This is a genomic window from Clostridia bacterium, from assembly GCA_017620395.1.
In the GTDB taxonomy this organism is placed as follows: domain Bacteria; phylum Bacillota; class Clostridia; order Oscillospirales; family RGIG8002; genus RGIG8002.
Window position 1 is genome coordinate 25,523 of sequence record JAFZQJ010000003.1, and the last position, 16,981, is coordinate 42,503.

Annotated in this window: 10 protein-coding genes; 1 reads left to right on the forward strand and 9 read right to left on the reverse strand. The window is 57.9% G+C overall.

Going from position 1 to position 16,981, the window contains the following annotated elements:
* Positions 1-11 precede the first annotated feature (11 nt).
* Entirely contained in the window at positions 12-962 is a 951-nt protein-coding gene (locus J5441_00380) for a glycosyltransferase family 2 protein (protein ID MBO4933616.1), read from the forward strand.
* A 242-nt stretch (positions 963-1,204) separates the two neighbouring features.
* Here J5441_00380 and J5441_00385 read toward each other — a convergent pair whose 3' ends face one another.
* The 9 genes from J5441_00385 to J5441_00425 form a co-directional block, all read right to left on the reverse strand.
* Positions 1,205-3,538 carry a hypothetical protein gene (locus J5441_00385; GenBank protein ID MBO4933617.1) on the reverse strand — a complete coding sequence of 778 codons (2,334 nt, stop codon included), beginning with the start codon at positions 3,536-3,538 and terminating at the stop codon, positions 1,205-1,207.
* A gap of 323 nt (positions 3,539-3,861) precedes the next feature.
* Positions 3,862-5,040 carry a coenzyme F420-0:L-glutamate ligase gene (locus tag J5441_00390; protein MBO4933618.1) on the reverse strand — a complete coding sequence of 393 codons (1,179 nt, stop codon included), beginning with the start codon at positions 5,038-5,040 and terminating at the stop codon, positions 3,862-3,864.
* 34 nt (positions 5,041-5,074) lie between these two features.
* Positions 5,075-6,472 (reverse strand): HlyC/CorC family transporter, encoded by a 1,398-nt coding sequence (locus J5441_00395; GenBank protein ID MBO4933619.1) that lies wholly within the window; start codon positions 6,470-6,472, stop codon positions 5,075-5,077.
* A 166-nt stretch (positions 6,473-6,638) separates the two neighbouring features.
* Positions 6,639-8,960 (reverse strand): family 16 glycosylhydrolase, encoded by a 2,322-nt coding sequence (locus J5441_00400; protein MBO4933620.1) that lies wholly within the window; start codon positions 8,958-8,960, stop codon positions 6,639-6,641.
* A 7-nt stretch (positions 8,961-8,967) separates the two neighbouring features.
* Positions 8,968-9,993 (reverse strand): carbohydrate ABC transporter permease, encoded by a 1,026-nt coding sequence (locus J5441_00405; GenBank protein MBO4933621.1) that lies wholly within the window; start codon positions 9,991-9,993, stop codon positions 8,968-8,970.
* A gap of 13 nt (positions 9,994-10,006) precedes the next feature.
* A complete protein-coding gene (locus tag J5441_00410; GenBank protein MBO4933622.1) occupies positions 10,007-11,191 on the reverse strand; it encodes a sugar ABC transporter permease in 1,185 nt (394 codons plus the stop codon).
* Entirely contained in the window at positions 11,188-13,689 is a 2,502-nt protein-coding gene (locus J5441_00415) for a hypothetical protein (GenBank protein ID MBO4933623.1), read from the reverse strand. The genes J5441_00410 and J5441_00415 overlap by 4 nt, the downstream gene beginning before the upstream one ends.
* Positions 13,690-13,708: 19 nt before the next feature.
* A complete protein-coding gene (locus J5441_00420; protein ID MBO4933624.1) occupies positions 13,709-16,021 on the reverse strand; it encodes a YIP1 family protein in 2,313 nt (770 codons plus the stop codon).
* Between the two features lie 5 nt (positions 16,022-16,026).
* Entirely contained in the window at positions 16,027-16,926 is a 900-nt protein-coding gene (locus tag J5441_00425; protein ID MBO4933625.1) for a carbohydrate ABC transporter permease, read from the reverse strand.
* Positions 16,927-16,981 lie beyond the last annotated feature (55 nt).

A 16,981-nucleotide genomic window follows, 5' to 3' on the forward strand; every position in this document is an offset into this window, starting at 1 on the left:
AGTGAAACCCCGTGAGAAATAACGATACGCTCTATATCGTCGTGCCATGCTTCAACGAGGAGGAGGCGCTGCCGGAAACCTCGCGCGTACTGCTCGGGCGCGTCGCGGAGCTGGCGGAGGCGGGGCGCGTTTCGGCGGAAAGCCGCGTGCTCTTCGTCGACGACGGCTCGAAGGACGGCACGTGGAAGTTCATCGCAGGGCTGAAGTCCGTCAGCCCCTACGCCGCGGGGCTGAAGCTCTCGCGCAACCGCGGACATCAGAATGCGCTGCTCGCCGGGCTCCTCGCCGCGAAGGACGACTGCGATATGACGATTTCCATCGACGCCGACCTGCAGGACGACGTTTCCGTCATAGACGGCTTCCTCGATAAGTATTACGAGGGCTTCGACGTCGTATACGGCGTGCGCTCCGACCGCAAAAGCGACTCCGCCTTCAAGCGCGGCACCGCGCGGCGGTATTACAAAACGCTGCGGAAGATGGGCGTCGAGATCGTTCCCGACCACGCCGACTGCCGCCTGATGAGCAAGCGCGCGCTGGACGCGCTCGCGGAGTTCAAGGAGGTCAACCTCTTCCTGCGCGGGCTCGTGCCGCTGGTCGGCTTCCCCTCCGCGACGGTGGAGTACGCCAGACACGAACGCAAGGCGGGAAAATCGAAGTATTCGCTGAAAAAGATGCTCGCGCTCGCCTGGCAGGGCGTCACCTCGATGTCGGTGCGCCCGATACGGCTGATACTTACGCTCGGCGCAGCGCTTCTCGCGCTCGGGCTCGCCGCGCTGATCGCCTTCTCGATAGTGACCGCCTGCGGCAATCCGGAATGGAAGTGGACGATTATCCTCGCGGCGATCGCCGCCGCCTGCGGTCTGAACCTCACCGCCGTCGGCATAGTCGGCGAATACGTCGGCAAGGTCTACCTCGAAACAAAGGCGCGGCCGCGGTATATAGTTGAAGATTACTTCAAGTAACGAATACCGGAAACCGGAAAATGAATATTGAATAATTAACGAACAAAGCCGCGCCCGCGGGCGCGGCTTTGAATTATAATAACATGCAGTTCGGAAACCGCAGAAAGACCGTATACGGTTTTGCCGTATGCGATCCCGTTTTTATCCGAACGTTTTTCTACGAAGCAAAGCGGACGGAGCAAATTGCTCCGTCCGCTTGTGTGGCTATTTGCCGCTGCGCTTATCCGTAAGCGCAGACGCTATCAGGCAATGCGATAAGCGAGAGACTGATAGGCGATCATGTTGCCGGAGGCGTCATAAGCGTAAACGTACAGCGTGGCGTTTACACTGGTCACGTCAAAGTCCGCGGAATAGAAGTGATACGCTCCGTCCGCAAACCAGATGACGCTGCCGTTAGAATTGCTGATCAGCGTTCCGGATGCGCTGCCGTCGGAAGTCTCGTTGATGACGTCATACTTATAAATACCGGACGCATAGGTCGCAGCGTCGGTGTCGTCAAAGTCCTTCGTGATGAAGCGCGGATAACCCTGGCCGACGCTGAACACGACGGCCGCTCTGTATGTCGCGGCGTTAACGTCCTTGACTATGACCTGATTATCGGCGTCGACAGTGAACAGATCGGTGGACGCGGCAATCTTGGAAACGACGGCGTTCGCGCCGAGCGTTACGCTGTCGTTGAGCGTGGCGAGCGCAGCGCTGCCGCCGGTGATGTTGCCGTTGCAGCCAAACGCTCTGGCATCCTTGGAACCGATGATAGTGCCGTTCATAACGTTGCCGGTGCTGGTAACGGCTCCGCCGTTGGGAGCGGAACAGTTGTTAAGGAACGCGCTCGCGTGCGGCGCGACGACGCTGCCGTTGAACGTGCAGTTCGTCACGGACGCGGTCACCTGAGTTCCCTGAACGTATCCGAACAGGCCGCCGACGTAACCGTCGGAATTGGAGCTGGCAATGCTCAGATTATTCACGATTTTGTCGGCGGAAATCACAACGGTATCGCCGCTGCGATAGTAGGCGCCGAACGCATACGCGACCAGAGGGCCGAAGTGTGAAGCACTGTTGCCGATGATCGTACCGGCAAGGGTAAGATCGTGGAAGCTCAAGTTGTAGCTATCGACGTTCTGATTGCACGCGTAGCCGACGACAGCGGTGCCGACGCCGGTGTAGGCGATGGTTCCGTTGTAAATCTCTATGTTACGCGCATATCCGTACATGTACTTGGTTCCGAGGGTAACGGTCTTTCCGCCGAGGTCTATGGCGAAGGTTCTGGGATCGCCGGTCAGCCAGGAATGAGCCCAGTTGGTTCCGTCCTTAGCCGCGAAGTTGATATCCTCGGTCACCTTGTAATAAACCTTATCGGTGCCGGTCTCGGGATAAGAGCTTCCGATGCCGACGTCAACGTTGACCAGCTGATAGTAAGTGCCGATCAGATAAGGATACGCCTCGGTGCCGAGACCGCCGTCGAAGAAGTATTCAGCGGTGAAGGGGCTGAAGGAATCGGTGATGAAGGTAAGCTTTCCGGCAGTCTGATCGTAATAGTACTTATTCATCGCAACAGCGTCGAGGCTGTCGACCTTCGTCATCTCGGTCGCGTTGTGATAGAAGTGCTGCAGATCGACTACGCCGATATCAAGCTCGACCTTGATGCCGGCCGCGCTGGTGACCTTCTCGTTATCCTGATTGGTCAGCGTGACCTCATAGGTCGTGGTGCCGTTGCCGTCGGTAATCTGGAGATTCGAATCCGGAGTGCCGGGCAGAACGGTCAGGTTGAGGGTGTCGCCGTCGAGAGAATCGCCGTTCTCGGTCGTCGAAGCGGCGGGAACGGTAGCCTTGGCGTGAGAAGCCTCAAGGACCGTGTCGCCGGTAGCGGAATAAGGCGCGGAAGCGTTCTCAATCGGGAAGTCCGCGTTATCCGGAGAGCCGTTCGCGTTCGCGTCGTACTGGTCGTTGAAGCTGTCGGACTCGTAGGTGTACTGAGTGGCAAGGATCTTGAGGTCGAAATCGATCTCGCCTTCCTGATACTCGTTGCCCGCATTCTCGTCCATATGGATGACGAGCGCGAAGTTGTGGACGTCGCCCGGCTGCATCGGGACCTGGCCGGAAACGGCCTGAGTGCCCGCGGAAACAGGCAGCGCGCCGGCGGGAACCCAAGCGGTAACTCCGTTCGGGCCGACGGCGTCGGGCTCGATCTTGTAAAGCATCGCTTTGTCAAGATTCTTGACGATGTTGTAGGTCTCGAGAGCGACCTGATACTTGAGCGCGAGGTTGCCCGCGTTCTTCAGCTGCAGATACGCGATCTGAGTCTTGCCGGGCTCCCAGAGCGTCGCGGTGCTGTTCTGAGCAAGGTTCGCTCCCTGGAAGATCGGGGCCTGACTGTCGCTGATGTCGACGTAGGCGCCGGCGGTCTCGTCGTACTTCCAAAGCTCGAGGTCAAGCTTACCGGAAATAATCTTGTTTCCGGCGCTGGTCACGGAATCCGTAAACCACGCAAAGGTCGTACCCGCCAGCATAGTGAAGCACATCACGAACGAAAGGAAACTGCAGATGAACGCGCGCTTCGCTGACTTTTTCTTTGTCATTGTTCATTCCTCCTCAAAGAATGTCGAATATGAGAAATCTTACATATTCTTTTCTTTACGCAGTCAATCCCACATAATAGCAGAATTAACCTATAATACAGTTATATTCTATATCAACATCCGGAAATAGTCAATAGTTTTTCTCGATTTTTTGTCGGGATTTTTTGCGTTTTAACGCGCCGCACGATATTTTGATATCCGGGCGGCGTATTCCTCCGCCGGCACACAATATATAGTTCCGCAGGAAATAAAAAAATAACAGCGTGCGTCTGAAACGCACGCTGTTCTGCGGTTTTTAGCCGGTTTTTCGCCCGTTTTCTCTCTTACTCCGTGGCGAAATTGGTGAAGTAGCCCTGGATGAGGACGACGGGGGTTCCCCTGTCGCCGCTGCCGCTGGTCAGGTCGCAAAGGCTGCCTAGCAGGTCGGTCAGGCGGCGCGGAGTCGTGCCCTGCGACTGCATATTGCCGACGAGGCTCTTATCCTTCTCGCGGATGCGGGAGCGCATCGCCTCGGCGAGCGCTTCGCCGGACAGGGAGGCGAACTCGTTATCCGCGAAGTACTTCATCTTCAGCTCGTTGGGCGTGCCCTCGAGGCCGGCGGTGTAGGCGGGGGAAACGACCGGGTCGGCAAGTTCCCAGATGCCGCCGACGGGATCCTTGAAGCCGCCGTCGCCGTAGACCATGACCTCGATGCGCTTGCCGGTCGCTTCATAGAGCGAGGCGGCGAGCTTCTCGACGAACTTGTCGGCGTCGCGCGGGAAGAGCTTGACCTTCTCCTCGGTCGCCTTGTTGCTGCCGAGCAGGCCGTACTTCGGGTTGAAGCCGCTGCCGTCGACGGACGCGGTCATCAGCTCGTCCATCGCCCAGACGTTCGCGCCCGCGCCCTTCAGGATGCGCTCGGTGCGGCGGCGGGTGTGGATGTCGCAGTTGATGACGTTATTGGTATAGTTAAGGATGAAGCGCGGGTCGTTGGAGAAGATTATCTCCACGTTGTCGCCCAGCGTGCGGTAGTATTCGATATAGTCGACGCCGGTGAACTTATGCACGGTGTCGTTGCCGAACTTCGCGCGGAACTGCTCGAGGGTGAAGCTGTCCTTGTAGGGATCGACTCCCGCGGCGTCGACCTGCTCCCAGGTCAGAAGCGGGTTGCCGACCTCGTCGGAGGGGTAGGAAAGCTGTACGATCAGCTTGCCCGCCGCGCGCGCGAAGGCGCGGAGCATTATCGCGAATCTGTTTCTGCTCAGGATCGGGAAAACCAGGCCGATTGCGCCGTCGCCGAGCTTGGCGCGGACGTCCGCGGCGATCTGGTCGCAGGTCGCGTAGTTGCCCTGCGTTCTCGCGACGACCGCTTCGGTGACGCCCACGACGTCGCCGTCGTGAAGGGCGAAGCCCTCTTCGGCGGACGCCTTGATGATGCTCGACGTAACGCCGGCGATAAGGTCGTCTCCCTGCTGGAAAATCGGGGTGATTATTCCTCTTGAAGTTACTCCCGTGTATCTCATCTTGTATCTTCCCTTCCGGCTTGCGCCGTAAAAATTACTCGTTTTCGCCCGCGGTTTCTTCGCCCTCGGGCAGCTTGGTGATGCGGACGCTCTGGATGCGGTGATCCTCGACCTTCAGCACCTCGAAGCGCAGGCCGTCGAACTCCACGACGGGCGTTTCGCCGTCGTCGGGGACGCGGTCGAGCCGGTCGATGAGCATTCCGCCGAGGGTGGCGTATTCGCCCTCCGGCAACTCGACGCCGATGCTCTCGGAGACCTCCTCGAGGTCGGACGCGCCGTCGATGACGAAGACGCTTTCGTCGACCTTGACGATCTCCTCGTCCTCGTTATCGTATTCATCCTGAATATTGCCGACGATGGCTTCGAGCAGGTCCTCCATCGTGACGATGCCGGCGGTGCCGCCGTATTCGTCGAGCACGACCGCGATGTGCTGGCGGCGGTTCTGCAGCTCGCGCAGCACTTCGGAAACCGTGTTCGTATCCGGCACGAAATAGACCGGCCGCAGCAAGGTCTTTATGTTGAAGTTTTTCGGTGCGTTCTTCGTGACGAACTTCAGCAGATCCTTGACGTAGAGCACGCCGATTATATCGTCTATCGTTTCTTTGTAAACGGGGATACGCGAATATCCCTCTTTTATCGCGATTTCGACCGCCTCGTCGATGCCGTCTTCAACGGAAATGGCTTCGATCTCCGTGCGGTGGGTCATTATCTCGCTGACGCGGATGTCGTTGAGCTCGAAGACGTTGTCGATCATCTCTTTCTCCGACTGCTCGACGACGCCGGCCTCCTCGCCCTCTTCGACCATGATGCGGATCTCCTCCTCGGTCACTTCCTCGGAGTTGAGATTCGGGTCGACGCCGCAGATACGGAGCACGCCGTTAGTCGTCTTGGTAAGCAGCCAGACGAAAGGCGCGAATATCTTAGATATCCCCGTCACGAAGCCGGAGACCGCAAGCGCGAGCTTTTCGGACTTCTGCATCGCGATGCGCTTCGGCACCAGCTCGCCGAAGACGAGCATGAGAAATGAAAGCAGCAGCGTCAGCACAACGAGCACCGCGACCTCGACCGCGCCTCTCGACGCGCTCGCCGGATCGCAGAAAAGATTGCTGACCGGAGTCACGAAGCTTTTCGCCGCGCTCGCGCTCGCCATGAGTCCCGCGAAGGTCACGCCGACCTGAATGGTCGCGAGGAACTTCGCCGGATTGTCGATGAACTTCATCAGCCGTTTCGCTTTTTTGCCGCCTTCGTCGGCCATCTTCCTGACCTTGCCCTCGCTGACGGATATGACCGCTATCTCGGTCGCCGCAAAGAAAGCGTTGACGGCTATAAGCACTATCAATAAAAGTATTCTGAGCACTATGCCCGTTGTCGTGTCTCCGCCGGAGACCTGTGATACGGTATCAACCGCTGATGCGCCGGCCAAAACCGGCATTATACTTCCACCGTCCATATGGATACCTGTTATTTCTCCTTTCGATTCAAACGCGGTATGAGCGCGGAAAGCGCCCTCTAACAAATTATCATAATACAATACATATGCGGCTTTGTCAAGTGAAAAAACACAACCGGTTGTGATTTTCACAACCGGTTGAAAAGTATTACCCTATCTGATAGAAGCAAAGCCGTCCGTTCTCCGTACAGACGACGGCGCGTGTGCCGTCAGTCGAGAGGGCGCATCCGGACGCAAAGCCCGAGACGCCCTTCAGCTCGTACTTCACGTTCAGCTCCGCGTCGCAGAAGAACGCCTTGCCGTCGTAGCCCGCGCTTAGCACTCCGCCGCGCACCGACGCCTCGCAGACGGAGGCGCCGTGAAGGGCGCGTACCGCGGTTATCTCGACCGGTTCGCCGAGCGCGTAGCGCCTCAGCGCTCCGTCGCCGCCCGCGGTGTAAAGCGCGCCGCCGGACGCGTATATCCCGTTTATCGCGCTCAGGCAGTGAGACGAAGTATAGTACCTGACGTTCACGTAGATATCCCACAGCATAAGCTTGCCGGAGGCGTCGCCGCTGGCGAGGGCGCCGTCGTTTATGAATTTCAGCGCGGTCACGGCGCAGTCGTGTCCGTTGAAATAGGTGAAGAGCTTGCGCGAGCCCGTATTGTAGACGCGGACGTAGCCGTCGTTGAAGCCTATCGCGAAGCGGTCGCCGGAGAAATTGATCGCCGCGGAACGCGGAGCCGATTCGGCGTTTATCACCGCGAGCGACTCGCCGCTGTCCGCGCTCCATATGCGTATCGTGCCGTCCCGCGCACCGGTCACGCACACGCCGGAAACCGCGAGCGCGCCGCAGGTTATGCTGTCGGTATGACCGGAGAGGGTTTTATACGCGCCGGAGAGACAATCGACGACGTAGGCGTTCCTGCCGCCGCGGCAGAGCACCAGCAGCAGGTCGCCGCCGCGCCCGGGCACAAGCGAGGTAACGGTGCCCTCGAAGCCGGAGACACCCATATATTTCACGCCGTTTCCGGTGTAAAACTCAACTCCGTCAGCGACCGCGACGGCGAAACCGCCGTTGACCGCGGCGGCTCCGTGGCAGACTCCGCCCGCTGAGGCGGTCGCCATAGGATCGATCGGCGTTCCCCCGCCGGCGGGGGACATCGTTTCGCCCCTGGGCTTCCGGAATTTTACGTAGTCTATGCTTTCGGAATACGGCGGCGCAAAGCCCTCGATCGAGAGCGTCATCAGCGTGCCGGTGAACGAAGCGCGCGCGGCGTCGGTGGTGACGTTGAAGACCGAATACATGACGCCGTCGAAGTAGAACCGTATCTGTTCGGCGTCCCATTCGACCGCGTATTCGTGCCAGCCGTCCAACTCCGCGCCGAGGCCGAGCTGCCCGTGCTTTACGGTCGTCGCACCGTCGGTAAAGGAAACGCCGCAGCGCAGCGTTCCGTCCGCGACGGAGTTGTCGAAAACGTCCACACGCGCCGCTTCGCCGGTGGCGGTCAGCGCGGTCATATACGCGCGCGCTCCCTGCTTCAGACGCGCCTTTATCTCTATCCTGCCGCCGTCGAACACCCAGCTGCCGTCTGTCGTCAGGTCGTTGCCCTTTCGCGTCCACATTGCCGAGATGAAGCCCGGCTCGAAATTATCGACGAAAACGCTCTGCCAGGATACCCCGTCCACCTCATAGATGAACCAGGCGTCGTCATCCATCAGCTCCTCCCTCTCAAGAACAAGCTGACCGTGATACATATTCAGCACTCCGCCGTAGGGGATCGAAGTTATAACGTACCTGCCGCTTTCCGCCTTTTTGACGTCCCAGCGACGTCCCGCAACGAAGCCGGAGTCGCGCAGCATCGGGTAGCCGCCGACCTCGGAAAGCATTTTGCCCGAGGATTTTGAAATGATGTAATACCCGCCCTCCGCGGCCGGTATGAAGAGGAATTCCTGCGAATTCGAATCGCGGCGCTCCTCGTGATATATCGTCATATCGGGCGTAACGACGGTGTTAAAGCCGTCCGACGTCCGCACGGTACGCGAGTCGGTAACGTCCGGCGCGGCGCGTACCGCGTTGTCGTCCGCGGCGTAGACGATCTTGTAGAAGCTGCTTGTCTTCAGGCTGCCGGCGGCGGTCTCCGAATACCCCTCGCGCTCGATATTGCAGGCGACGGAATTGCGGAGCAGCTCCGACATACGCGCGTAGTACTGCTCGTCCGTCTCGCTCTGTTCGCTGCCGGAATCGCTCGAGGATTCGGAAACGTCGTCCTGCGAGAACTCCGACCAGCCGTAGTTGTAGCGGTGATCGCTGTAGCTTCTGGAACCGAACCGGTAGGGTTCCTTTTTGCCGACCGCCATAAGCACAACGAGCAGCGCGACTATCAGCGCGAGCGCGATAACGGGCAAGAAAAGAAGCTTCGAGCCCGCCCACGCGGGCCCGAAGCCTTGTGAAAACTTATTTTTGATATTCTCAAAAAAATTCTTCATACGGTGATCAGCCGACGATACCGGTCTTCTCGATGCTCTGCGTGAAGAAGCGCTGGAAGATGATATAGACTATCAGCGGAGGCGCTATCGTCAGCAGACATCCCGCCTGCATGTAGGTGATGATCGAGTACGGGTCGAAGCTTACGCTCGCCTGGCTCATGCTCAGCAGGCTGCGCAGGCCGGAGAGCCTGACCGAAACCGTGCCTATGTTCGAGAAGAACATTCCGGATACGTAATAGTCGTTCCAGTACCAGACGAAGGAGAACAGGAAGACCGTGATGAACGCCGCCGAAGACAGCGGGATCATTATCTGGATGAACGTTCTGACAGGTCCGCAGCCGTCGATGTACGCCGCGTCCTCCAGCTCCTTCGGCAGTCCGCGGAAGAACTGGCGGAAGATGTAGATCATTATACCGGCGCGGATGCCGTTGGCGAAGATCGCGGGCAGGTAGAGCGACCAGCCGGTGTCGAGAATGTTCGTCGACCACAGCTTGCCGGTTATCAGCTGCACTATCTTACCGATCCCGAAGAAGTCAAAGTATCTGAACTGGATGAACTGCGGGATTATCGTCGTCTGCGACGGGATAATGACCATCAGCAGAACCAGCACGAAGAGGAACTTCTTACCCTTGAACTTGAATCTCGCGAAGCCGTAGCCGGTTATCGCGCAGGACGCGACCGCCAGCAGCGAGCTGAGTATACTGAAGAGCACCGTCTGCTTCAGCGCGTCCCAGTACTTCATCAGATCTATCGTCATCTTGAAGTTGTTGAGCGTCAGCGTTCTGGGGATCCAGACCACGGACGGATCCATGACCTCTTCCGGTACGCGGAAGCCCATGGAGAACATATAGATTACGGGATAGATGATGATGAAGCTCAGACCGATAAGCAGCAGCGTTCTGAATATCGCCCACGCGTAATGCGCCAGCTTGCTGGTCGCCTTCTTGGCGAAGTAGGGGTTCTTCTCGTGCTTTTCGCGCAGGAAGCTCTTCGCTCTGCCGGGGAAGCCGAATACTTTTTCTTTCAAATCCATATCAGCGCCCCCCTTAATCCACCGAGTAGAAGACCAGTCGGTCGATTATCACGTATACGATACCGATGACCGCGAGGGCGAGCAGCGAATAGATTATCGCGAGGACGGAGCCGTATTCGATCCTGCCCTTGTTCTTGACCTGATCGGTGATGTACGTCATTGTACTGCTGGAGTAGTCGGTGAAGGAGTCGACTATCGTGTAGATCGACGCCAGCAGGATCATCGGAGAGATCATCGGAATGGTGATCTTCCAGAAATCCTCCCACGCCGTGGCGCCTTCGATCGAGGACGCCTCGTAGAGGTCCGGAGATATAGTCTGCAGAGCCGCTATAAACAGCAGTATCTGCACGCCCGACTTCCACGCGAAGTTGAACATCTGGTTCGTGAAGTTCGAGATGAAGTTGACTATGTCCGCCTGCAGGTTCAGCGAATAGAGGAAGTTACTGAGTCCGAACGCCTGCACCATCGAGCCGCCCTTCGAGCCGCTCAGAACGACCGTCGACATCGAGTCGCCCTGGATTATCGAGATGACGACGCCGCTGGTGACGATGACGGGCAGGAAGAATACCGCTCTCGCGAAGGTCCTGCCGCGGAACTTTCCGTTGAGTATGACCGCTATCGTAAGGCTGAATATGACTATGCCCGGCACGGAGTAGAACATACTCAGGAAGGAAGTCACCATGCTGCGCAGGAAGGACGGGTCGGTCTGGAACGCGTACTTTATCCACTCAAAGTTGTTCCAGCTCAGCGTGTAGCCGCCGACCTGCTGATTGATGTTTATGTCGCAGAAGGCGAACTCGAAAACGCCGATCAGCGGACGGATGAAGAAGGTCAGCACGCCGATGATCCAGATGGCTATGAAGCCGTAGCCGTAAAGCCCCTTCTTGCGCTCGTATGACATCTTGTGCCTCCCGCGGCGGCGCAGCGGGCTGCGCGAAGCGCCCTCCATTCCCGCGTAAGCGGGCTCGAGGACCGTTATGCGCTCGACCTCCGCCTCGGCGGCGGCGATCCCGGGGGCGGCTTCTTCGACGCTTTCGACCGCTTCTTCGACTGTTTCGGCGGCTTCTTCCGCTTCAGCCTCGACGGCTTCGACCGCTTCGGCCGCTTCTTCCGCTTCAGCCTCGACGGCTTCGAGCTTTTCGATCTCGCCGTTCACGCCGATCTCGTCGTCAGGGGCGAATCTCTTTCTGAAAATCATTGCACGCTTCCCTCCTCCGAAACGATAACGTAACTGTCGGCGGGCACCGTAACGCCCTGCTCGGTGACGAAGTCACGCTCCGTGTAGTTGAAAACTATCTTCTTACCGCTCTCGTACGTGCTCTCGGTCACGCCCTCGGCCAGTCTCTTGTGGCCGCGAAGGACGTTCGAGCCGAGCTCGTCGTAGACTCCGGTAAGCTCCTTGTACGCCGCGACAGCGCCTTCAAAGCCGTTCTCGTAGCTCGCGCCGTAAAGGAATTCGTACCAGGTATCCTTCAACTCGTAAGGATCCTTGTAGATGAAGGTGTAATACAGCGCGCTGCCGGTCTCCATCGTGCGCATCAGCGCGTCGTGGATATCGCCCTCGAAGTTCAGCGCGGGCGAGGTGTAGATCATGCTGCCGCTGATCACCATCTGATAGAAGGGCACGCTGTAATCCGTCAGGTCGTAGCCGGAGGAGGTCGTCGGGACCTCGGTGGCGTAGTCGACGTATTTCAGCTGGTAATAAATCGGGAACTTGGTCATCACGGAGTTCTTCTCCGTCGCGACGGTGAACATATTCTCCTGATAGATGCTGTAGGCCTCTCTGGAAATGAAGCCCGTGCGGGAGAAGTTGCTGTAATGCGTCTGTTCGTTATTCATATAGACGCCGAACTTCGTGCCGGTATCGTTGGCGTTGTTCAGATAACGCGTGATCAGCTCCTCGAACTTCAGCGGCGTTATCGCGCTCGCGCCGCGGCTGTACGCGCCGGCGTAGCCGGTTGCCACGGAGTAGGCGTAAAGCGCGACGGGGCTGCCGCTGAGGCTCTTCGCGGTGTCGGAGTTCTTCGTCAGTCCGCTGCCGTTGCTGTTGAGGTTGATCGGGTTGTAGCTGAGATAGAGCTTGCCGTTCAGCCTGTCGTAAAGGCTGCGGAGCTTCTTGACGGAGCCGAGGCCGGACGGGATGCTTATATCGGTGATGAATTTGCTCTTCTTGATATCCGTCGTGTTGTATCCGGCGTAGGTCGCGACGACGTTCTTGATGCCGACTCCGTCGAAGTCGTCGAGTATCTCGTTGATATTATCGACGCTGGTGAATACCTTGAGCTTGTTGACAGGTATGCCCGCGACGCTCTCCTTCTTGTACTGGCCGCCGATGAAGTTCATGAATATCGGCAGGTCGGCGTTATCCTCCTCTTTCTCGCGATTGACGAGGATGGCGTTGTCGGTCATATACCCGCGGACGGCGTCCGCCATTTCGACGTATCCGGCGTCCTTTTCAAGCAGCAGGTAGTTGACCTCGGCGATGGAGAACTGCGCGCCTTTGGTGTAGTACTTCTCGACCTCGCGGGCGGTCCAGTCGCCGCGCTCGCCGATCGTTACCGTGCCATGGGTGTAGCGCTCGAAATTGGGATAGACCTGGTTCTGAAGGTTCTTTGAACCGGAGGTGTACGCAACGACGGTCGCCGCGGAGTCGCCTTCGGTTATAAGCGCCGCAAAGGACGTGTCGTTGTTCTTCACGCCGAAGACGGGCAGCGCGGGAATGTAAACTCCGGAGGAACGGTAGTCGTAACGCAGAGCGGTATCCAGACCGTAGACCGGCACGGAGTACTTCGCGATGTTGGAAGAAAGCCCTTCGTTCTTGCCGTTGTTGAACTCGATTATCGCGCCGCTGCCGTCGGGAACGAGCATATATCCCTCGTCCTGAACGGAGCCGGAGTTGAAGTAAGGCAGGATGACGACGTTGGATACGACGATGCGCTTCGTGCCGTCCTTCTTCGTCTTTTCCTTTATCTGATTCTCGAGCGTGTACGCCTTAAAGCCGGTATCCGTCAGCTGAACGTAGAGCGGAACGGTGACGTTCGGAGTCGAGAAGTGATACTTGCAGACGAAGCCGTCCTCGATGCCCTGGATGCTGAAACCGTCGGCGTTGTCGGCGCGGTCGCTCGACGCGTGCCAGTAGGAGTTATAGCCCTCGGCGGTGCTGGTGCTGTTATCGTAGGTCGTGATGAGCAGCTGCGAGTACATCTCCCACTTGAACTTGCCCGCGGCGGTCTCGCCGTCGCTGTCTCTGTCCTGCGGGTTGGAGAACCAGATCTGCTCGCCGTCGCCCTTGACGACGCAGAACTCGCCGCGGCTGCCGTAGCATTTCGTGCCGTCCGAAAGGTCGTAGATACCGCCTTCGGCGCAGACGCAGAGCGTGTAGTCTCCCTTGCGCGCCGCCGGTACCATGTACTCCGGCACTCCCGCGGGGAGCGAAACGCCCGCAAGCGGGACGAAATCGAAGGTCTCGACCTTGCGCTTGGCAAGCGGGACTATATCCCTGCGGCCGAGAACGGGAAGCACGAGGGACGCGAAAAGCTCCCAGAGGATAAAGAGGATGATCAGTATGATGAGCACGGGCTTGAGCCACTTCTTGGTCCTGCCCCACTTCGTTTCATCCTTGGTCAGAACGAGCGAAGCCTTATCGAATTCAGCTTCTTCGATCTGCTCGGACTGCTTTTTCTTTCCGAATTTCATATATCTGCTCCCCCTTCCCTTAAGATATCCTGTACGCTATCTCGTTGTAGACCGAGAGCAGGAAAACGTAGAACTGCTGGATAAGGCTGATCGACAGCGCCACAAGAACCGCGACGACGATCATGAACGCTACGGTGCATACTATCGTCAGCACCGAGCCCGCCATCCTGAACTGGTGGATGCCCTTGACCATATTCATCAGCAGCCAGATGCTCCAGAGAGTACCGATATAGGTGATGACGTTCAGCAGCGCGCTCTCATCGTATGTGATGAAGTTGCTGGCGATCGCCTTCAGGATTATCGATACGCTGTAAGGAAGCAGCGAATAGCAGGTGCCGTAGAAGATCTTGCGCAGGTTGCCTTCGCCGTTGGTAAAGGTCGTGACCGCCCAGTTGGACGCGATGAACAGCAGCGCGATAACGACCGTCTGCAGCATTACCATTCCTATATCGAGGTCCTCCGGCTTGTTGGTGTTCAGTATGAAGCCGGTCGACTGTCTCTCGATGACGCGGGAGATGAAGAAGAGGAAAAGTATTCCTATAGAATAATATATCTGTCTGTTACGCCACTGGAAACGCAGGTCTTCAAAGCCTTCTATCGGGTGACGCGCGATATAGAACGGACTGAAGATGTCCTTGTAGTCCTCCGGCTTGCCGCGCTTGCGGTTGAACCAGCGCTTGAAGCGGCCGATCTGACTGAGCAGGACAATCAGCACCACAAGACCGACGACGACCCACACGAAGTTCTTGCGGATCAGGTCGGCGCGGTAATACTTATACGCCTGCGAATAGGTCTCGCGGTCGAAACCGAGCTTCAGATATTTGAGAGCCTCTTTGTAATTCTCTTCCTCGTAATACGCCTTGCCGATGCCGGTGTACGCCATTTCAAAGTTGGAGTTGCGGAGGATGACCTTTTTCCAGATCTCCTTCGCCTCGGCGTATTTGCCTTCGTTGAAGAGCAGCGTGCCCTGATGGACGAGCTCGCCGTATTCCGTCGGCGACCACTTCGTGACGTAGCCCTTGTGCATATCGAGAACGAGGATGCTGTCGTCCGGCAGCGACTCGATCGCGATAGGCTGACTGGAGGTTCCCGCCTGATCGCCGAGTCCGCTGAAGATGAAGAGCAGCTCGCCGTCCTGGTCGTACTGGAAGAGCCTGCCGCGGGTATAGTCGATGACGTTGATGAAGCCGTTATCGGAGATGTCGATGTCCTTGAAGCGCGTCTCCTTGGAAACGCCGAGGTCCCACGACATCTCAAGGTCGCCGAAGACGGCCTTGTTTCTGCCGACGCGGACCGTCTCGGTCTGCAGGACGTTATCGCCGACGGCGTTCAGCTTTTTGATCGCGTTCGCGCCGTTGTCGGCTATGGTGTAAATGAAGTTTTCGCTGTCGACGTCGAAGCCGTTGTACGCCGTCGGAACGTAGTTGGCGGTGTAGCTGGTCGCCTTCTTCGTCATTATCTTACGCCAGGCGCGCTCGACGAGCAGTCCGGCGGTGACGGCGACCTTGTTCGCGCCGTAGAAACCGACGAAGGTACCGTCCTCACGGTAGACGATCGCGCCGTAGTAGAAGCCCTCGGAGAGGATATAGATCTGACCGAGCCCGTCCTTCAGAACGGCGGTCGGCTTCATTTTGATATCCTGACGGAAAATGTCGCTGTCCGGCTTGGTGAACTCGGCGACGATGTTTCCGCCGTCGTCGATGCAGATGACCTTGTTGCCGACGGTGATCTCCTGCTTCGTGCCGTCGGGGTTGCGGACGATCTCGCCGTTTTCGTCATAAACGGTCAGCGTTTCGTTGTTCGTATCCGCGATGTAGATGTGCTTCTCGTCGGTATCGACGAAGAATCCGTTCGGGTCGTGGAGCTTATACTCCGTGCCGTCCTTCTCGTAGAAGCGATCGATGACCTTGACGAGGTTGAAGTCGAAGTCGGTCACGATTATTCTGCCGCTCTGCGCGCTCGTGCCGTCGGAGTTTTCGGAGACGGCGGTCTCCGTTTCCGAGGCGGCTGCCTCGGCGGCTTCGACGGCGGCTTCGCCGCTCGTCTCTTCAAGGCCGGTGCCGGTGTAGCCGGAGTCGAGAATATAGATGTGGTCGTTGCGCACGAATATATCCTTCGGGCTGCTGAGCTTGCCCACGCCCATATCGTGGCCGCTGACGACCTTCGTCACCTGATAGCCGTCCGGCGCGACGCGCGCGGTGCTGTAGGTGTCGTAGGTGTAGGTGTCGTAGGATACGGCGGCGGAGGCGGGCATCGCGGCGAGCGACATCGCGAACGCGAACACGAGCGACAGCGTTATGAATCTGACGAAGTAATTACTGTTTCTCTTCATACGCCTTACTCCTTTATGCCCGAATACGCCATGGTCTCGATAACGTTCGACTGCGTCAGTATGAAGACGAGCAGCGGCGGGATTATCATTATGACCGAGGCGGCTGCCGCGGCGCCGGAACGCGCGATTCCGGACGCGGTTATCTGGGCGAGCACCGTGGGAAGCATTTTCCAGGCCTCGTCGTAAATGTACGTTCCGCCCGAGTTGTTCCAGAGCCCCTGGAACGTGAAGATTATCAGCGTCAGCCACGCCGGCTTGACGGAGGGCATCACGATGCTGCGGAAGATCTTGAACGTGCCCGCGCCGTCGATCGTCGCCGATTCGATAATGGACGGATGTATCTGCTCCATAAACTGCTTCATGAGGAAGAGTCCGAAGGAGCCGCCGATGGCGGGTATGATTATCGCCAGCGGTGTGTTGATCAGGTTCAGTTTATTCATTACTATGAACGACGGCATCGCGGTAACGGAGCCGGTGAAAAGCAGCGAATAAACTATGATGGTGAAGAAGGTCTTGGAGCCCGGGAACTTATACTTCGCGAGCACGAACGCGCCCATCGACGCGACGATGACGTGAAGCAGCGTACCCGTGACGGAGACCATGACGCTGTTGGTGATGTATCTGGAAAGCGGGACCCACAGCGAGTTGGTCAGCTGACCGAGAACGATGAAGTTATCGATCGTCGGGTTTCTCGGGATCAGACGCGGCGGGTAACGGAACAGCTCCTCGGCGGGCTTGAAAGCCTGCATCAGCGTGAAGACGAAGGGGAGCATGAAGAACGCGGCGAACGCCAGCAGCAGCACGAATATCGCGATATTGCCGGCGCGGCTTCTGGCGTGCCTGCCCGCGCGTTTCGCACGGACGCGGCGGTTTCTCGCCTTTATCGCCTTTTTGCGCGCCTTCATTTCCTCTTTGGACATGAAGTCCTCTGCTGTGAGGAGACGCTTTTCGCCGTTAGCG

Excerpts from the sequence above, each read along its gene's own strand:
- J5441_00410 (MBO4933622.1), bottom strand. The coding sequence starts at position 11,191 with ATGATTTTCAGAAAGAGATTCGCCCCTGACGACGAGATCGGCGTGAAC.
- J5441_00425 (MBO4933625.1), bottom strand. The coding sequence starts at position 16,926 with ATGAAGGCGCGCAAAAAGGCGATAAAGGCGAGAAACCGCCGCGTCCGT.
- J5441_00405 (MBO4933621.1), bottom strand. The coding sequence starts at position 9,993 with ATGGATTTGAAAGAAAAAGTATTCGGCTTCCCCGGCAGAGCGAAGAGC.
- J5441_00400 (MBO4933620.1), bottom strand. The coding sequence starts at position 8,960 with ATGAAGAATTTTTTTGAGAATATCAAAAATAAGTTTTCACAAGGCTTC.
- J5441_00415 (MBO4933623.1), bottom strand. The coding sequence starts at position 13,689 with ATGAAATTCGGAAAGAAAAAGCAGTCCGAGCAGATCGAAGAAGCTGAA.
- J5441_00395 (MBO4933619.1), bottom strand. The coding sequence starts at position 6,472 with ATGCCGGTTTTGGCCGGCGCATCAGCGGTTGATACCGTATCACAGGTC.
- J5441_00420 (MBO4933624.1), bottom strand. The coding sequence starts at position 16,021 with ATGAAGAGAAACAGTAATTACTTCGTCAGATTCATAACGCTGTCGCTC.
- J5441_00390 (MBO4933618.1), bottom strand. The coding sequence starts at position 5,040 with ATGAGATACACGGGAGTAACTTCAAGAGGAATAATCACCCCGATTTTC.
- J5441_00385 (MBO4933617.1), bottom strand. The coding sequence starts at position 3,538 with ATGACAAAGAAAAAGTCAGCGAAGCGCGCGTTCATCTGCAGTTTCCTT.